This is a genomic window from Novacetimonas pomaceti (assembly GCF_003207955.1).
In the GTDB taxonomy this organism is placed as follows: Bacteria; Pseudomonadota; Alphaproteobacteria; order Acetobacterales; family Acetobacteraceae; genus Novacetimonas; species Novacetimonas pomaceti.
The window spans coordinates 260,318-273,871 of record NZ_NOXG01000001.1 but is presented as its reverse complement, the minus strand read 5'-3'; the positions used below and the strand labels follow the sequence as shown (position 1 = coordinate 273,871).

Here is a 13,554-nt window from a genome sequence, read left to right as displayed (position 1 = left end):
TGGTTGATTGGTTTGTATTCAGTTCAGCCGATCCACGCCGGCATGCATGCCGGCAGGTCGGGAGATATCTTCGCCGGCACGCGCCGCATAGGCGGCCCACAGGTCGGGACGCCGCTGCCGCGTTGCCATCTCGGCCATTTCATGGCGCCACCGGGCAATGGCGCCATGATCACCGGACAGCAGGACATCGGGCACGTCATGCCCCTCCCACCGTGCCGGCCTAGTATAATGCGGGTATTCAAGCAGACCGCCGGAGAAGCTTTCCTCGGTCGCGCTGCTGTCCGATCCCATGACGCCCGGCAGCAGCCGCACGCAGGCATCAAGCAGCACGAGGGCCGCGACCTCGCCTCCCGACAGGATATAGTCACCGATGGAGACCTGTTCGATATCGCGTGCCTCCAGCACCCGTTCGTCCACGCCTTCATACCGGCCACACAGCACGACGACCCCCGGCCCCGACGCATACCGCCGCACGTCCGACTGCGTCAGGGTGCGACCACGCGGGGTGGGATAGATCACGGGACGCCCGGCGGGATCGACATCCTCCAGCGCCGCCGATACGACATCGGGCCGCATGACCATGCCGGCCCCGCCGCCGAATGGCGTATCGTCGATGTTGCGATGCCGGCCCAGCCCATGGTTGCGCAGGTCCTGCGTTTCCATCGACCAGATCCCCTCGCGCAGCGCGCGTCCCGCCAGCGAATAGCCGAGCGGGCCGGGAAACATCTCGGGGAACAGCGTCAGGGCCGTCGCCTGCCACGTCGTCATGCCACGGGCTCCGCCGCGCCATCGCCGGGGAAGAACTCGGCCGGGACCTCGATCTCGTCGGGCAGCACGACCTCGATCCGGCGCGCCGCCATGTCCACCACGGGCACGCAGGCCCGCGTGAACGGCAGCAGGACCATGCCCTGCGACCCGACAATTTCCAGGCTGACGCCCGCGCCGTAATCATGGACCAGACGAACCTGACCCAGATCACGCGGCGGCACCGTCCCCTGTTCGATCACATGCAGCCCGACAAGGTCGGCGACATAGAATTCGTCTTCCTCAGGTTCGGGCAGTTCCGCGCGATCCACATACAGCCTGCGGTTGACCAGCCCCTGCGCGTCCTCACGGCTGGCGATGGCCTGCCCCGCCGCGTCACGCAGTTCGGCAATCCCTTTGCCCCGCCATGACAGATGCCAGACATTCCCGTGTTCATCGCGCACCGCCCCGTAACGGGCAAGGTCTTCGGGCACGGCGGCATAGCTGTGCACATGCACAAGCCCACGCACGCCATGCGGCCGCCCCACCACGCCCATCAGGATACGATCGCGATACATCGCCTGCCTTCTATCGTGCCTGCCTGTCTACCGCCGGGCCTCAGGCCGCGGCAGCCGCGGCCGCAGCAGCGGCGCGTTCCTGCGCGCGCTTCTTCGGCGCGGACTTCTTCGGCTGCTCGTTCCAGGTCGGCTTCGGCGCCAAGCCGGCATTGCCCAGGAAGCGGGCGACGCGGTCGGTCGGCAGCGCGCCGTTGGACAGCCAGTGGGTGATGCGCTCACCCACCAGACGCACGCGGTCGGCATGGTCGGACGGCAGCATCGGGTTGTAGGAACCGACCTTTTCGATAAAGCGGCCATCGCGGGGCGAACGGCTGTCGGCCACGACGATGTGGTAGTAGGGACGCTTCTTCGCACCAGCGCGTGCAAGGCGGATCTTGAGGCTCATTCAGACTTCTCCACAAATAACTCGTAAAACACACAAACACAGGGAAACGTGACGCGCCATCAGCCAAACGGCGGACGGCCACCGCCGCCGGGGGGACGTCCCCCGCCGGGCATCAGCGCGGAAAGGCCCTGACGCATCAGTCCCTTTACCCCCAACCTGTTCAACCGCTTCATCATCGAGGACATCGTGTCGTACTGCTTGAGCAGCCGGTTCACTTCCTGCACGGTTGTCCCTGACCCTGCGGCAATGCGCTTCTTGCGCGATGCCTTGATGATGGCGGGCGTCTTGCGCTCCGCCTTGGTCATGGATGAAATGATGGCCTGATGGCGCGCAAGGATCGAGGTATCGATTTCCTTGTCGCCCATCGCCTCCTTCAGCTTGCCCATGCCCGGCAGCATGTTCAGGATGCCCGAAATGGACCCCATCTTGTTGATCTGCCGGATCTGGGCCGCGTAATCGTCAAGGTCGAACTTGCCCTGCAGCATCTTGGCTGCAATCTTCTCGCTCTCCTCGTGGTCGAGCGTGTCGGCGGCCTTTTCGACCAGTCCCGCGATATCGCCAAGGCCAAGGATACGGCCGGCGACACGTTCGGGATGGAATTCCTCCAGCGCGTCGAGCTTCTCGCCCGAGCCCGTCAGCTTGATGGGCGCGCCGGTGATCGCGCGCATCGACAGCGCGGCGCCCCCGCGCGCGTCACCATCCATGCGGGTCATGACCACGCCGGTAACGCCTACGGCCTCGTTGAAGGCCTTGGCGGTGTTGACCGCGTCCTGCCCGGTCATCGCATCGACGACCAGCAGCGTCTCCGCCGGGCTGGTTTCGGCGCGGATGGCCCGAACCTCGTCCATCAGCGCCTCGTCGATCGACAGGCGGCCGGCGGTATCGAGGATGACGATGTCATATCCCTCGCGACGTCCGACATCCATCGCGCGACGGGCGATTTCCACCGGCGACTGCCCCGCCACGATCGGAAGCGAGGCGACGCCCGCGCGCTCGGCCAGCTGCTGCAGCTGCAGCTGGGCCGCCGGGCGCTGCGTATCAAGACTGGCGAGCAGGACCTTGCGCCGTTCGCGCGTCGCCAGCCGCAGCGCGATCTTGCCAGACGTCGTCGTCTTGCCCGATCCCTGCAGCCCGACCATCAGGATGGGCACGGGCGGGACGGCGCTGAGGTTCAGCGGGACCGCGCCCGCGCCGCCCAGCGCGTCGATCAGCGCGTCATTGACGATCTTGGCGACCGCCTGACCGGGGGAGATGCTGTCCAGCACCTCATGCCCGACGGCACGTTCGCGCACCTTGTTGACGAAATCCTTGACGACCGGCAGCGCGACGTCGGCATCCAGCATCGCCAGACGCACTTCGCGCATGGCTTCGGTGACGTCGGCCTCCGACAGCGCCCCGCGCTTGGCGAGGCCGTCGAACACACCGGAGAGCTTGCCTGACAGCGTCTCGAACAAAGGTTTTTCCCCAAAAGAATACGCGCCACTGCGCGAGCCTTCGCGAAGTGACGTGCCTGATAGTGGTGGTGGATGTAACTTTCCTGCGCAGGCCCTGTCAAGGGTTACATGACCGGACCGGCGCAGGCATGTCGCGCCCGGACGGGCGGACGTGGCAAGGACGTGGAAATCAGGGCGTGGGAGGTGACGGCGGCGCCATCAGGGCGCGCAGCTGCGCATGCAGGCTGTCGGCCTTGTCCTGCGCGGCCTTGATCTGCGTCAGCTGGTCGGCGGTCAGGACATCATGGATGCGGATGGCGGTCTGCAGGCGTTCGGCCTCATGCGCCTGATGGATGCTGGCGATCTGCTGCTGCAGCGACACGATCTGGGCCTGGTCCACCTTGCCCGGCGTTGCAAGCAGGTCCTGGATCTGGTGATGCAGGCCGGATTCCTTTTCCATGTCGGCATGGAAATCCGGATGATCGGCCTTCAGGATCGCGTCGATCTTCTTGCGCTGCGCCTTGGTCAGGCTGACCTGGCCGAGGAAGGGCATGCCACCGGGGGCGCCATGGCAGGACGGCGGGGGCGCCGGCGGCGCGGCGACTGCGGCCGTGCTTTCCACGCCCATGCCGGCGATGCCGCCCACGACGGCTGCGGCCAGAATCATCTTCTTGATCATCGCATTCTTCCACTCTGTTGTAATAACACTTCCCCCATAACCTGCACCGACTCCCGGCGTACGACAAGGGGGCCACAACCTGAGGGTATGTCATCGCGCAGGCGATGGAGCGTGCCTTCTTGATACAAAATGTAAGAAACCCGACAGCGTCCGAAGGCGGTTCATGCCTGCGGCGACGCGGCCCCGCGCGGGCGTTCGGCGGGCAGCACCTCCCCCGTCACGACATAATGAACCCGTTCGGCGATATTGGTGGCATGGTCGCCGATACGCTCGAAATTCTTGGCTATGAACAGCAGGTTCGTGCATGCGCCGATCTGGCGCGGATCTTCCATCATGTATGTGACGAATTCACGGAACATCGCGGTATAGATCTCGTCGATCGCCGGATCCGCCCGCCAGGCCCGCATGGCCCTGTCGCCGTCATGGGTGGAAAGGGCCGCGACCGCTTCGCGCAGGTTCTCCAGCACGAGCTGCGCCATCGTGCGCAGCCCGGCGCACGGGATTTCGGTCATGAACGTCCCGATGCGCAGCGTGCGCTTGGCGATGCTGGCGGCATAATCGCCAATACGTTCCAGATCCCCCGTGACCTTCAGGGCGGAGACGATTTCACGCAGGTCACCGGCCATGGGCGAACGCAGCGCCAGAAGGCGTATGGCCAGCGCCTCCACGTCGCGTTCCAGCGTATCGACCTGCGGATCGAGCGCGCGCGCCTGTGCCGCCGCGTCGGGATCGGCCCCGATGATCGCGCGGATGGCCAGTTCGGTCTGGCGGACCACCAGACCTCCCATTTCGTTCATCATGCGGCGCAGGGATGTCAGTTCCTGCTCGTAACTTGTGACCGTATGGCCGCCGACGGGCATGACCCTGCGCTCCCCTGCTCCGTATGCAAAAATCCCCGCGCGTGCCGCGCGTCTCGGCGTCGCCTCAGCCAAACCGGCCGGTGATGTAATCCTGTGTCCGGCGCTGTCGCGGGGCGGTGAACATGCGATCCGCGCTTTCGACCTCCACGACCTCCCCCATATAGAAAAAGGCGACCTGATCGGCGCATCTGGCGGCCTGCTGGAGGTTGTGGGTCACGATGGCAATGGTGAAATCCGCCTTGAGCTCATCCAGAAGCTCCTCGATCCGGGCGGTGGAGACGGGATCCAGCGCGCTGGTCGGTTCATCGAGGAGCACGACCTCCGGCCGGGTGGCGATGGTGCGCGCGATGCACAGGCGCTGCTGCTGCCCGCCCGACAGGGCGGCGGCCGACGCGCCAAGGCGGTCCTTGACCTCCGGCCACAGGGCGACACGGCGCAGCACGTCCTCGACCCGCATGTCCATGTCCGCGCGCGAAAGGCGTTCATGCAGCCGCACGCCAAAGGCGATGTTGTCATAGATGGACATCGGGAACGGCGTGGGCTTCTGGAACACCATGCCCACGCGCGCGCGCAGGACATTAAGGTCCACGCCCGGCCCAAGGATGTTGCAGCCGTCAAAAATGACCTCCCCCGTGGCGCGCTGCCCCGGATAGAGGTCATACATGCGGTTGAGCACCCGCAGCAGCGTCGATTTGCCACAGCCCGACGGACCGATCATGCCCGTGACCTGGCGGTCGGGAAAATCGATCGAGATATCCTTCAGCGCATGGTGCGCGCCGTAATAGAAATCGAGGTTGCGGACCGAAATGGCGACCCCGGACGCCTGGCGTGCATCTTCCACGTTTTCCACGTTCATTTCCTGTTACGCCCCAGCCCAACGCGCACGGCGATATTTATCATCAGTATTCCAGTCGTGATCAGCAGCGCCCCCGTCCATGCCATCTGGGTCCAGTCGGGATAGGCCGACCCGGCATACTGATAGATGGCGATCGGCAGGCTGGCCATGGGCGCATCCGGGCGCACGGACCAGTTCATGTTCCCCAGCGAGGTAAACAGCAGCGGCGCGGTTTCACCCGACACGCGCGCCAGCGCCAGCAGGATGCCGGTCGCGACGCCGTCGCGCGCGGCGCGCAGGCAGATGAACAGGATCACCCGCCAGCGCGGCGCGCCCAGCGCGAACGCGGCCTCGCGCATGGCGACGGGGACAAGGCGCAGCATGTCCTCCGTCGTGCGCACCACCACCGGCACCACCAGCATCGCCAGCGCGAGCGCCCCGGCAATGCCGGAGAAATGCCCCGACGGCACCACGATGATCATGTAGATGAACAGCCCGACCAGAATGGAGGGCGCGGAAAGCAGCAGGTCGGAGACGAACCGCACCGCCCCCAGAAGCCGCCCGTCCGTGGCGGAGAATTCCGCAAGGTAAATCCCGGCCAGCAGCCCGGCCGGCGCGCCGATCAGCACGGCAAGCCCCGTCTGGATCAGGCTGCCGGCGATGGCATTGGCAAGCCCCCCGCCATGGCCCGGCGCAAGGGTGACATGGGTAAAGGTCCGCCACGAAATGCCCGCCAGCCCGTTGCGCAGCAGCACATACAGGATGGAGGTCAGCATCAGCAGGACGAGCGCCGTGGTGACATAGCAGAACCCCGTCGCGATACGGTCGGCAATGCGCCTGCGGGCATCCGACGCGCTGTCGCGCCGCCAGCCCGCGCCGCTACATGGGGCGTCCACGCGGGCGGATGTTTCGCGCGCGCCCATTTACTTGCCCACCCGCGCGGAACGCAGCAGCCAGCGCGAACAGACCAGCGTCGTGAATGAAATCACCATCAGCAGGAAACCGGCCGCCATCAGGGAGGAGAATTTGAGGCTGCCCATCGCGCTTTCCGGAAACTCCAGCGCGATCAGCGACGCGATGGTGTTGCCCGGCGAAAACAGCGACCAGCCGATATGATTGGCATTGCCGATGACGAAGGTGATGGCCATCGTCTCGCCCAGCGCGCGGCCCAGCCCCAGCATGATGCCGCCGACTACCGCCGTGCGCGACCATGGCAGCACGATGCGGCGCATCACCTCCCACCGGGTCATGCCGAGCCCGTAGGCGCTTTCCTTCAGCACGGCGGGCATGGAGGTAAAGACATCGCGCATGACGGCCGAAATGAAGGGCGTGATCATGACCGCGAGTATGATGCCCCCCGTCAGGAAGCCGGTTCCGTACGGCGCGCCGCGAAACAGCGCCCCCACCCCCGGCACGCGCCCGAGCGTATGCGACGCCGCCGGTTCCACGTACCGCGCCATCAGGGGCACGATGACGGTAAAGCCCCACATGCCGAAAATGATCGAAGGGACCGCCGCCAGCAGCTGGATCGCGATCCCGATGATGCTGGCCAGCCGGGCCGACGCGATTTCCGTCAGCCAGAAGGCGATGCCGAACGCCAGCGGCACGGCGATCACGATGGACACCAGCGCCGTGACCAGCGTGCCGAACACCGGAGCCGCCGCGCCGAAATGCTGCGTTACCGGGTTCCATGCGGGATCAAGGACAAAACCGGGGCCAAACGTCGCGAACGCCCCGCGCGCGCCCCACGCCATGACCGCGATCATGCCGCCCAGCCCCAGCAGAATCAGCAGGGCGCTGCAACGGACGATCGCAGCGAAGATCGCATCCCCTTTCCCGCGCGTATCCCCCGTCAGCGAATCAGAGGATGTCATAGACTGATCCATACAGAAGACCCCAGCCGTATCCGGCGCTCCGTCATATCCATGGCGCCGCCCACACGCGGGCATGGTGCCCGCCGGGCGCGTTCCCTGCCCGGACCATTACTGGACCGGCCATCCATCCTGCAACCGTCATGGGGGCGTCATGAGGGGTATTTTTCCCCGGTGCGGTATATTTCGCGCCCGCGCCGTTGCGCTCATGCCATGCCCGCGGCGTGCAGCAGCAGGTCGCGGGCCACTTCGCGGCAGGCATCCACATTGACCCCGTGCAGTATAAAGGCATTGGGGGCGATATTATCGGGGCCGCCATCATCCGGCACCAGCATGCCACGGGTCAGTTCGCCGCGACATTCCACCGCCAGATGCGCCAGGCGGCCACCGAACAGTTGCGGGCACAGCAGGGAAATGACCGCGACCGCAGCGGCCAGCGGCACGTCCGCCGTCCCGCCATCGCGCAGAAGCTGATGCGCCAGTCCGCCGACACAGCCCCGGCCGGCAAGCAGCGCCAGGCGTTCCATCCAGATGGTGTCCGCCGTGACCCGCACGACACACGAACGCGGCAGCACCGTCACCGGCACGCCAGAGGCAAGGACGATGGCCGCGGCCTCGGGGTCCGCATGGATGTTGCGGTCCCGCCCCGCTCCCCCACCGGCATCCGCCAGGATCACGATGCCATGCAGATGGGCACCCAGGCGCGGTTCCTGCAGCAGCGCCAGCGCCACGTTGGTCAATGCGCCGGTACAGCAGATGCTGACGCTGTCCGCGGGCTGGGCCATGACATGGCGGATGATTGCAGGGGCAGGAAATTCACACTCCCCTCCCGCCGCGCGTGCCTGTGCCATGACCGCGCCGGGTGCCGGAAACAGCGAAAGGCCGCTGCCGGCATGGACGGGAATATCCGGCCGCCCTGCCCTGTGCAGCACCGTGCGGGCCAGATCGGCGGCATGACGCGCCTGCGTCCCGCTCCCCCCTGTCGTAACGGCGATCGGATTGAGCATGTCGGGAACCTGCATCGCCATTACGAGCGCCACCATATCCTGCGGCGCGCCAGTCAGGTCCAGAAGAAGGGGACGGGTCATGTCACGGCTTCCGTCTTGTTCACGAATATCATCTGTGGGTTGTGGTGGCCCCTCGCGTCGCATCCGTCAACATCTGCCGCGCATATGCCCCATTCCGACGGGATGGCAAGAAAATCATTGCGCATGCTGGACCGGCACCCAGTACAACGCCCGCGTCAGGCAAAGGTCCACGATCCACCACAGCAGGATCGTCATGGCCGCCAGCACCAGCAGGGCGGCGAACATCAGGTCGGTTTCGAACCGGGTATTGGCCGTCTGCATCAGGAAACCCAGCCCCGACGCCGCGCCGACCCATTCCCCCACCACCGCCCCGATGGGCGCGATGGCGGCGGCAACGCGGATGCCCGACGCCATCGCCGGCAGGGCCGCGGGCAGGCGGACATGAAACAGCAGGCGCCAGCGTGACGCCCCCATCGTGCGCGCAAGATCGACCCAGTCCGGCGGCGTCTGGCGCAGGCCGTCGGAAAAGGCCGATGTCACGGGAAAGAAGATGACCAGCACCGCCATCACGATTTTCGAGGCCATGCCAAAGCCGAACCACAGCACCAGCAGCGGCGCGAGGGCAAAGACCGGGACAGCCTGGCTGAGCAGGACCAGCGGCATCGTCCACCGTCGCACCCCCGGCGACAACGCCATCAGCAACGCCAGAAACGCCCCCCCGCACACCCCCAGGGCCAGCCCGCACAGCGTTTCGGTCAATGTCGTCAGCGCGGAGTCGCCCAGCAATGCCCGCTGCCGCCACAATGCCCGCCCCACGGCGTCGGGCGCGGGCAGCAGGTATGGCGGCACATGCCCCCAGCGGGCGATTCCCCACCACACGCACACCAGCCCCAGCAGCGTCACCATGGGGCGGCCGATCCTTGCCGCCATCGTCATGCCGCCATCATCCGCCGCCACAGGTCCGCCTGCGCCGACAACAGCGCCGGATCATCGACCGCGCGCGGGATCGCGGCATCCCCCGGCACCGGCAGGGCCGACAGGCGTACCGGGTCGCCGCCCATCATGAACAGCGCCTGTCCCATGCGGCAGGCCTCCAGCGGGTCATGGGTAATCAGGATGGTCGTGCATCCCGACAGCATCCGCGCCGCGAGTTCATGCATCCGCAGGCGCGTCACGCTGTCCAGCGCCGAAAAGGGTTCATCCATCAGGACCACCGGCCGGCCTTCGTACAGCACGCGGGCAAGGGCCACGCGCTGGCGCATCCCCCCCGACAGCGACGCCGGCAGCGCGGCACGCGACTGCGCCAGCCCCACCTGTTCCAGCAGGCCGCGCGCCCGGGCTCGGTCCGGCGCCTCCCCCCGCAGGCGGCTGCCCAGCATGACATTGTCCTCCACCCGCGCCCATGGCAGCAGCATGTCATTCTGCCCCATCCAGCCCACGCGCCCCGTCAGCGGCAGCCCGTCATCGGCAGCGACCGTCCCGGCCGTGGGGGCCAGCAGCCCCGCCATCAGGCGCAGCAGGGTGGTCTTGCCGATGCCGCTTCCCCCCAGCAGGACCGTCAGCCGCCCCGCGGGGAAAAGCCCCTCCAGATTCCTGAAAACCCATTGCCCGTCCATCGACAGGCCCAGTCCCCGCAGGGTAATCGCGGGGGCATGCCCGACCTGCGCGGGCGCCGTCATTTCCGCCGGACGGGATAGGCCACACCCAGCGCATCGCGCGCCTGGGTCGCAAGGGCATCGACGCGTTCGTTGTTTTCATCACCCGCATGGCCACGCACCCACTGCCATGTGATCTGATGCCGTGGCGCGATGTCGAGCAGGCGCTGCCACAGGTCCATGTTCGCCACCGGATCGCCCGAGGCATTGCGCCACCGGCGCCGCACCCATCCCGTGGACCAGCGCGTCATGCCGTTGCAGACGTACTGGCTGTCGCTGTGCAGCACCACCCGGCACGGGCGTTTGAGGATCGTCAGCGCCTCGGCCACGGCGGTCAGTTCCATGCGGTTGTTCGTCGTCTCCGCCTCGCCACCCATGATCTCACGCTCCTGCCCGCGAAACACCAGCAGCGCGGCCCAACCGCCGGGGCCGGGATTGGGCTTGCACCCGCCATCGGTCCAGATCCGCACGACGTCATCGTCACCCACCGCGACGTCGGGGACCGTTTCTTCCATTACAGCCACTCCATGGCGGGATCGGCGCGGAAGAACCGCAGCCGCGCAAGGTAATCCAGCGGGTCCTTGGGCGTGACCAGCGCATCGGGCGGCGTATTGATCCAGTCATACAGCCGCGTCAGCGTGAACCGCACGGATGCCCCGGTCGCAAGCACCGGCAACGCCCCGCGCTCATCCTCCGTCAGGATGCGCACGCTTTCATATCCCCGCACCATCGCCTGCGCGCGCGCGGGACAGAAGGCGGCGCTTTCGTCAAAACACCAGGCATTGAGGGCGATGGCAAGGTCATAGGCCAGCCAGTCGGTGCAGGCGAAATAGAAGTCGATCAGCCCCGATATGCGATCGTCGATGAAAAATACATTGTCGGGAAACAGGTCCCCGTGGATCTGTCCGCGCGGCAGGGCGGGATGCCCCCCCTGTCCCGGCCATGACGGCAGCACGGCGGCAAGGGCGGCGTCGACTTCCGCGACCAGTCCCGGCTGGACCTGATCGCCCCGGGCACGGCAGGATTCCAGCAACGGCGGCCATGCCTCCGGCCCCAGGCCGTTACGCCGTTCCGCCGTGTATCCCTGCCCGTCCTGATGCAGGTGCGCCATGGCCGCGCCCACCGCCGCGCAATGCGATGGGCTGATCTGGCGGGGCCATGTCCCCTGAAGGAAGGTCGTGATGGCGGCGGGACGCCCCGCCAGATGCCCCAGCGTGCTTCCGGCGCGATCGGCCACGGGGCACGGGCACGACAGCCCGCGCTGCGCAAGGTAGAGCATCAGGCCCAGGAACCATGGCAGCTCCCCCGGGACCACCCTGCGCTCGTACAGCGTCAGGATGTAGTCCGCGCGCGTGGTGCGCAGCAGGAAGTTGCTGTTTTCCACGCCTTCGGCGATGCCGTGGCATGAAACAGGTTCGCCAATGTCATATCCCCCCAGAAACCGGGACAGTTCGTCGGGGGAGACGTCCGTATAGACCGCCATCGTATCGGCTGCGAAAAATCAGCCGAGCGGCGCAGGCAGGCGGAAGGTCACGTTTTCTTCCTTGACCGTACGTTCCTCGATCTCGAGCGTGAAGCGCTTGGCAAGGGCCGCGACCATTTCCTGCACCAGCGATTCGGGCGCGGACGCCCCGGCCGTGATGCCCAGCGTTTCCACCCCGTCCAGCACCGACCAGTCCAGCGCATTGAGGCGCGGCACCAGCAGGGCGCGCGGCGCGCCGCTACGTTCGGCCACTTCGCGCAGCCGCTGGGAGTTGGAGGAATTGGGCGACCCGATCACGATCACCAGATCACATCCCGGCGCGATCGCCTTGACCGCTTCCTGCCGGTTCGTGGTGGCATAGCAGATGTCCTCGCGCTTCGGCCCTTCGATCAGGGGGAAGCGGTCGCGCAGGATATCGACGATTTCCGCCGTGTCATCGACCGACAGCGTCGTCTGCGTGATGAAGGCAAGGCGCGTGGGGTCGGCCGGCTGGACCGTGCGGGCCTCCTCCGCGTCGTTGATCAGGGTGACCGCCCCGGCGGGAAGCTGTCCCATCGTGCCGACGACCTCCGGATGGCCGGCATGGCCGATCATCAGGATATGGCGGCTTTCGGGGCCGCCATCGGCGAAATGGCGCTCCGCCTCCCGGTGGACCTTGGAGACGAGGGGACAGGTCGCATCCAGATACAGCAGGTTGCGGCGCATGGCTTCCGCCGGGACGGTCTTGGGCACGCCATGGGCGGAAAAGACCACGTGTCCGTCCGACGGGACCTCGTCCAGTTCTTCCACGAAAATCGCGCCCTGCGCCTCCAGCGCCTCCACGACCGTGCGGTTGTGGACGATTTCATGACGCACATAGACGGGCGCGCCATAACGGCGGATCGCCTCTTCAACCACGCGGATCGCGCGATCGACCCCCGCGCAGAAGCCGCGTGGCCCGGCAAGCAGGACCTTGAGAAGGCGGGGCGATGCGTCAACGGGGGCGAGGGCATCTGGTGTCTGAATCATCTGGTCGGGCATGGTGTTCCCCAAACATCCGGCGGGCGGTATAGGATACGGGCCATGATCTGCTGAAGTCCGGTCCCGCATCCCGATGCAATGATCCGGCCCTACGCAAAGCATGGCGATGGCGCAAGCCATTTCCCGTTCATCCTAGCCTATTCTCCTATATATGTCCTCCCTGCCATGACGGGACACCCGCATATCCTTCTTCCGGTTACCCGATTGCCTTTTCCCCTTTTCAACCGCCATTATCCAGTCATTCCATGTCGAGTACGAAAGCCCGGACCCCCGCATGATTCCCCATTCCCTTTCCCGCGCGTTTCTTTCGTCCCGTTCAGCCATCCTCGCGCGTGCAACGGCCCTGCTCGCCCTTCCGCTTCTGGCGAGCGGCTGCCAGACCCAGTCGGATTCGATTGCTTTCGCCCCGGCCTGCCCTGTCGTGGAGATCCCGGGCGAGGCGGCCGATTACTATCAGTACAACGGCAGCGAGCATGACCTGTCGCACCTTGTGGTCCGCTCCGCCCTGCGCGAAGTCGTCGGCTCGTGCGCGGACGGGGCCCACCGGACGGTCGTCACCAACATGCAGGTCGGCCTGCATGTCGTGCGCGGCCCCGCGTCGAAGGTCAATTTCGTCAACATCCCGTATTTCGTGGCGGTGGTCTATAACGGCGAGATCAAGAGCAAGAAGGAATTCATCGCCCATATCGAATTCGATGGGGGCGAGCTGCAGAAAATCACCAGCACGCGCAACATTCCCATCACGCTGCCGATTTCACGGCGCATCCACAGCGACCAGTACCATATCGAAATCGGCTTCCAGCTGACGCAGGCGCAGCTTGACTTCAACCGCGCGCATCTCGTGATGCCGACCTTCCACAAGCTCTGATCCCCCATTGCCGCCCCGACAGATACGCCCCCGCCACCCGCATCACGCGGCGGGGGCGCACGCATTCGCGTCCGGGCATGGCATGACGGGCATTCCCTTTCCACAGCAAGCAGGC

At 66.3% G+C, this 13,554-nt stretch carries 16 protein-coding genes; 1 reads left to right on the top strand and 15 read right to left on the bottom strand.

Features of this window, described 5'->3' with window-relative positions; all coding sequences use genetic code 11:
* Positions 1-18: 18 nt before the first annotated feature.
* The 15 genes from trmD to ispH form a co-directional block, all read right to left on the bottom strand.
* Complete coding sequence (gene trmD / locus CFR71_RS01280; RefSeq protein WP_110526018.1) at positions 19-768, bottom strand: tRNA (guanosine(37)-N1)-methyltransferase TrmD; 750 nt, start codon at positions 766-768, stop codon at positions 19-21.
* Positions 765-1,322 carry a ribosome maturation factor RimM gene (gene rimM / locus CFR71_RS01275; RefSeq protein ID WP_110526014.1) on the bottom strand — a complete coding sequence of 186 codons (558 nt, stop codon included), beginning with the start codon at positions 1,320-1,322 and terminating at the stop codon, positions 765-767. The genes trmD and rimM overlap by 4 nt, the downstream gene beginning before the upstream one ends.
* A 40-nt stretch (positions 1,323-1,362) precedes the next feature.
* Complete coding sequence (gene rpsP, locus CFR71_RS01270) at positions 1,363-1,707, bottom strand: 30S ribosomal protein S16 (protein ID WP_110526011.1); 345 nt, start codon at positions 1,705-1,707, stop codon at positions 1,363-1,365.
* Between the two features lie 59 nt (positions 1,708-1,766).
* Positions 1,767-3,161, bottom strand: coding sequence for a signal recognition particle protein (gene ffh, locus CFR71_RS01265; protein ID WP_110526008.1), 1,395 nt, complete (start codon positions 3,159-3,161; stop codon positions 1,767-1,769).
* Between the two features lie 169 nt (positions 3,162-3,330).
* Positions 3,331-3,819 carry a Spy/CpxP family protein refolding chaperone gene (locus CFR71_RS01260; RefSeq protein ID WP_110526005.1) on the bottom strand — a complete coding sequence of 163 codons (489 nt, stop codon included), beginning with the start codon at positions 3,817-3,819 and terminating at the stop codon, positions 3,331-3,333.
* A 161-nt stretch (positions 3,820-3,980) separates the two neighbouring features.
* Positions 3,981-4,679, bottom strand: a complete 699-nt coding sequence (gene phoU, locus CFR71_RS01255; RefSeq protein ID WP_110526003.1) for a phosphate signaling complex protein PhoU — start codon at positions 4,677-4,679, stop codon at positions 3,981-3,983.
* 64 nt (positions 4,680-4,743) lie between these two features.
* A complete protein-coding gene (gene pstB / locus CFR71_RS01250; RefSeq protein WP_408891512.1) occupies positions 4,744-5,529 on the bottom strand; it encodes a phosphate ABC transporter ATP-binding protein PstB in 786 nt (261 codons plus the stop codon).
* A 2-nt stretch (positions 5,530-5,531) separates the two neighbouring features.
* Positions 5,532-6,437 carry a phosphate ABC transporter permease PstA gene (pstA, locus tag CFR71_RS01245; RefSeq protein ID WP_110525999.1) on the bottom strand — a complete coding sequence of 302 codons (906 nt, stop codon included), beginning with the start codon at positions 6,435-6,437 and terminating at the stop codon, positions 5,532-5,534.
* Positions 6,438-7,400, bottom strand: a complete 963-nt coding sequence (gene pstC, locus CFR71_RS01240; RefSeq protein ID WP_110525997.1) for a phosphate ABC transporter permease subunit PstC — start codon at positions 7,398-7,400, stop codon at positions 6,438-6,440.
* A gap of 191 nt (positions 7,401-7,591) precedes the next feature.
* A complete protein-coding gene (locus tag CFR71_RS01235) occupies positions 7,592-8,473 on the bottom strand; it encodes a nucleoside hydrolase (RefSeq protein ID WP_165832012.1) in 882 nt (293 codons plus the stop codon).
* 114 nt (positions 8,474-8,587) lie between these two features.
* Positions 8,588-9,349, bottom strand: a complete 762-nt coding sequence (locus CFR71_RS01230) for an ABC transporter permease (RefSeq protein ID WP_110526596.1) — start codon at positions 9,347-9,349, stop codon at positions 8,588-8,590.
* Positions 9,346-10,092, bottom strand: a complete 747-nt coding sequence (locus tag CFR71_RS01225; RefSeq protein WP_110525992.1) for an ABC transporter ATP-binding protein — start codon at positions 10,090-10,092, stop codon at positions 9,346-9,348. Before CFR71_RS01225 ends, CFR71_RS01230 begins: the two co-directional genes overlap by 4 nt.
* Positions 10,089-10,583, bottom strand: a complete 495-nt coding sequence (gene rnhA / locus CFR71_RS01220) for a ribonuclease HI (RefSeq protein WP_110525989.1) — start codon at positions 10,581-10,583, stop codon at positions 10,089-10,091. Before rnhA ends, CFR71_RS01225 begins: the two co-directional genes overlap by 4 nt.
* Positions 10,583-11,551, bottom strand: coding sequence for a homoserine kinase (locus CFR71_RS01215; RefSeq protein ID WP_110525986.1), 969 nt, complete (start codon positions 11,549-11,551; stop codon positions 10,583-10,585). The genes rnhA and CFR71_RS01215 overlap by 1 nt, the downstream gene beginning before the upstream one ends.
* 18 nt (positions 11,552-11,569) lie before the next feature.
* Positions 11,570-12,559 (bottom strand): 4-hydroxy-3-methylbut-2-enyl diphosphate reductase, encoded by a 990-nt coding sequence (ispH, locus tag CFR71_RS01210; RefSeq protein ID WP_206057914.1) that lies wholly within the window; start codon positions 12,557-12,559, stop codon positions 11,570-11,572.
* 286 nt (positions 12,560-12,845) lie between these two features.
* Here ispH and CFR71_RS01205 point away from each other — a divergent pair, with 286 nt between their 5' ends.
* Positions 12,846-13,439, top strand: a complete 594-nt coding sequence (locus CFR71_RS01205; RefSeq protein ID WP_110525981.1) for a hypothetical protein — start codon at positions 12,846-12,848, stop codon at positions 13,437-13,439.
* The last annotated feature ends 115 nt before the right edge of the window (positions 13,440-13,554 follow it).

Excerpts from the sequence above, each read along its gene's own strand:
- CFR71_RS01215 (WP_110525986.1), bottom strand. The coding sequence starts at position 11,551 with ATGGCGGTCTATACGGACGTCTCCCCCGACGAACTGTCCCGGTTTCTG.
- CFR71_RS01225 (WP_110525992.1), bottom strand. The coding sequence starts at position 10,092 with ATGACGGCGCCCGCGCAGGTCGGGCATGCCCCCGCGATTACCCTGCGG.
- pstC (WP_110525997.1), bottom strand. The coding sequence starts at position 7,400 with ATGGATCAGTCTATGACATCCTCTGATTCGCTGACGGGGGATACGCGC.
- CFR71_RS01260 (WP_110526005.1), bottom strand. The coding sequence starts at position 3,819 with ATGATCAAGAAGATGATTCTGGCCGCAGCCGTCGTGGGCGGCATCGCC.
- rnhA (WP_110525989.1), bottom strand. The coding sequence starts at position 10,583 with ATGGAAGAAACGGTCCCCGACGTCGCGGTGGGTGACGATGACGTCGTG.
- pstA (WP_110525999.1), bottom strand. The coding sequence starts at position 6,437 with ATGGGCGCGCGCGAAACATCCGCCCGCGTGGACGCCCCATGTAGCGGC.
- rimM (WP_110526014.1), bottom strand. The coding sequence starts at position 1,322 with ATGTATCGCGATCGTATCCTGATGGGCGTGGTGGGGCGGCCGCATGGC.
- CFR71_RS01230 (WP_110526596.1), bottom strand. The coding sequence starts at position 9,349 with ATGACGATGGCGGCAAGGATCGGCCGCCCCATGGTGACGCTGCTGGGG.
- rpsP (WP_110526011.1), bottom strand. The coding sequence starts at position 1,707 with ATGAGCCTCAAGATCCGCCTTGCACGCGCTGGTGCGAAGAAGCGTCCC.
- CFR71_RS01235 (WP_165832012.1), bottom strand. The coding sequence starts at position 8,473 with ATGACCCGTCCCCTTCTTCTGGACCTGACTGGCGCGCCGCAGGATATG.
- CFR71_RS01205 (WP_110525981.1), top strand. The coding sequence starts at position 12,846 with ATGATTCCCCATTCCCTTTCCCGCGCGTTTCTTTCGTCCCGTTCAGCC.
- trmD (WP_110526018.1), bottom strand. The coding sequence starts at position 768 with ATGACGACGTGGCAGGCGACGGCCCTGACGCTGTTCCCCGAGATGTTT.
- phoU (WP_110526003.1), bottom strand. The coding sequence starts at position 4,679 with ATGCCCGTCGGCGGCCATACGGTCACAAGTTACGAGCAGGAACTGACA.
- ispH (WP_206057914.1), bottom strand. The coding sequence starts at position 12,559 with ATGATTCAGACACCAGATGCCCTCGCCCCCGTTGACGCATCGCCCCGC.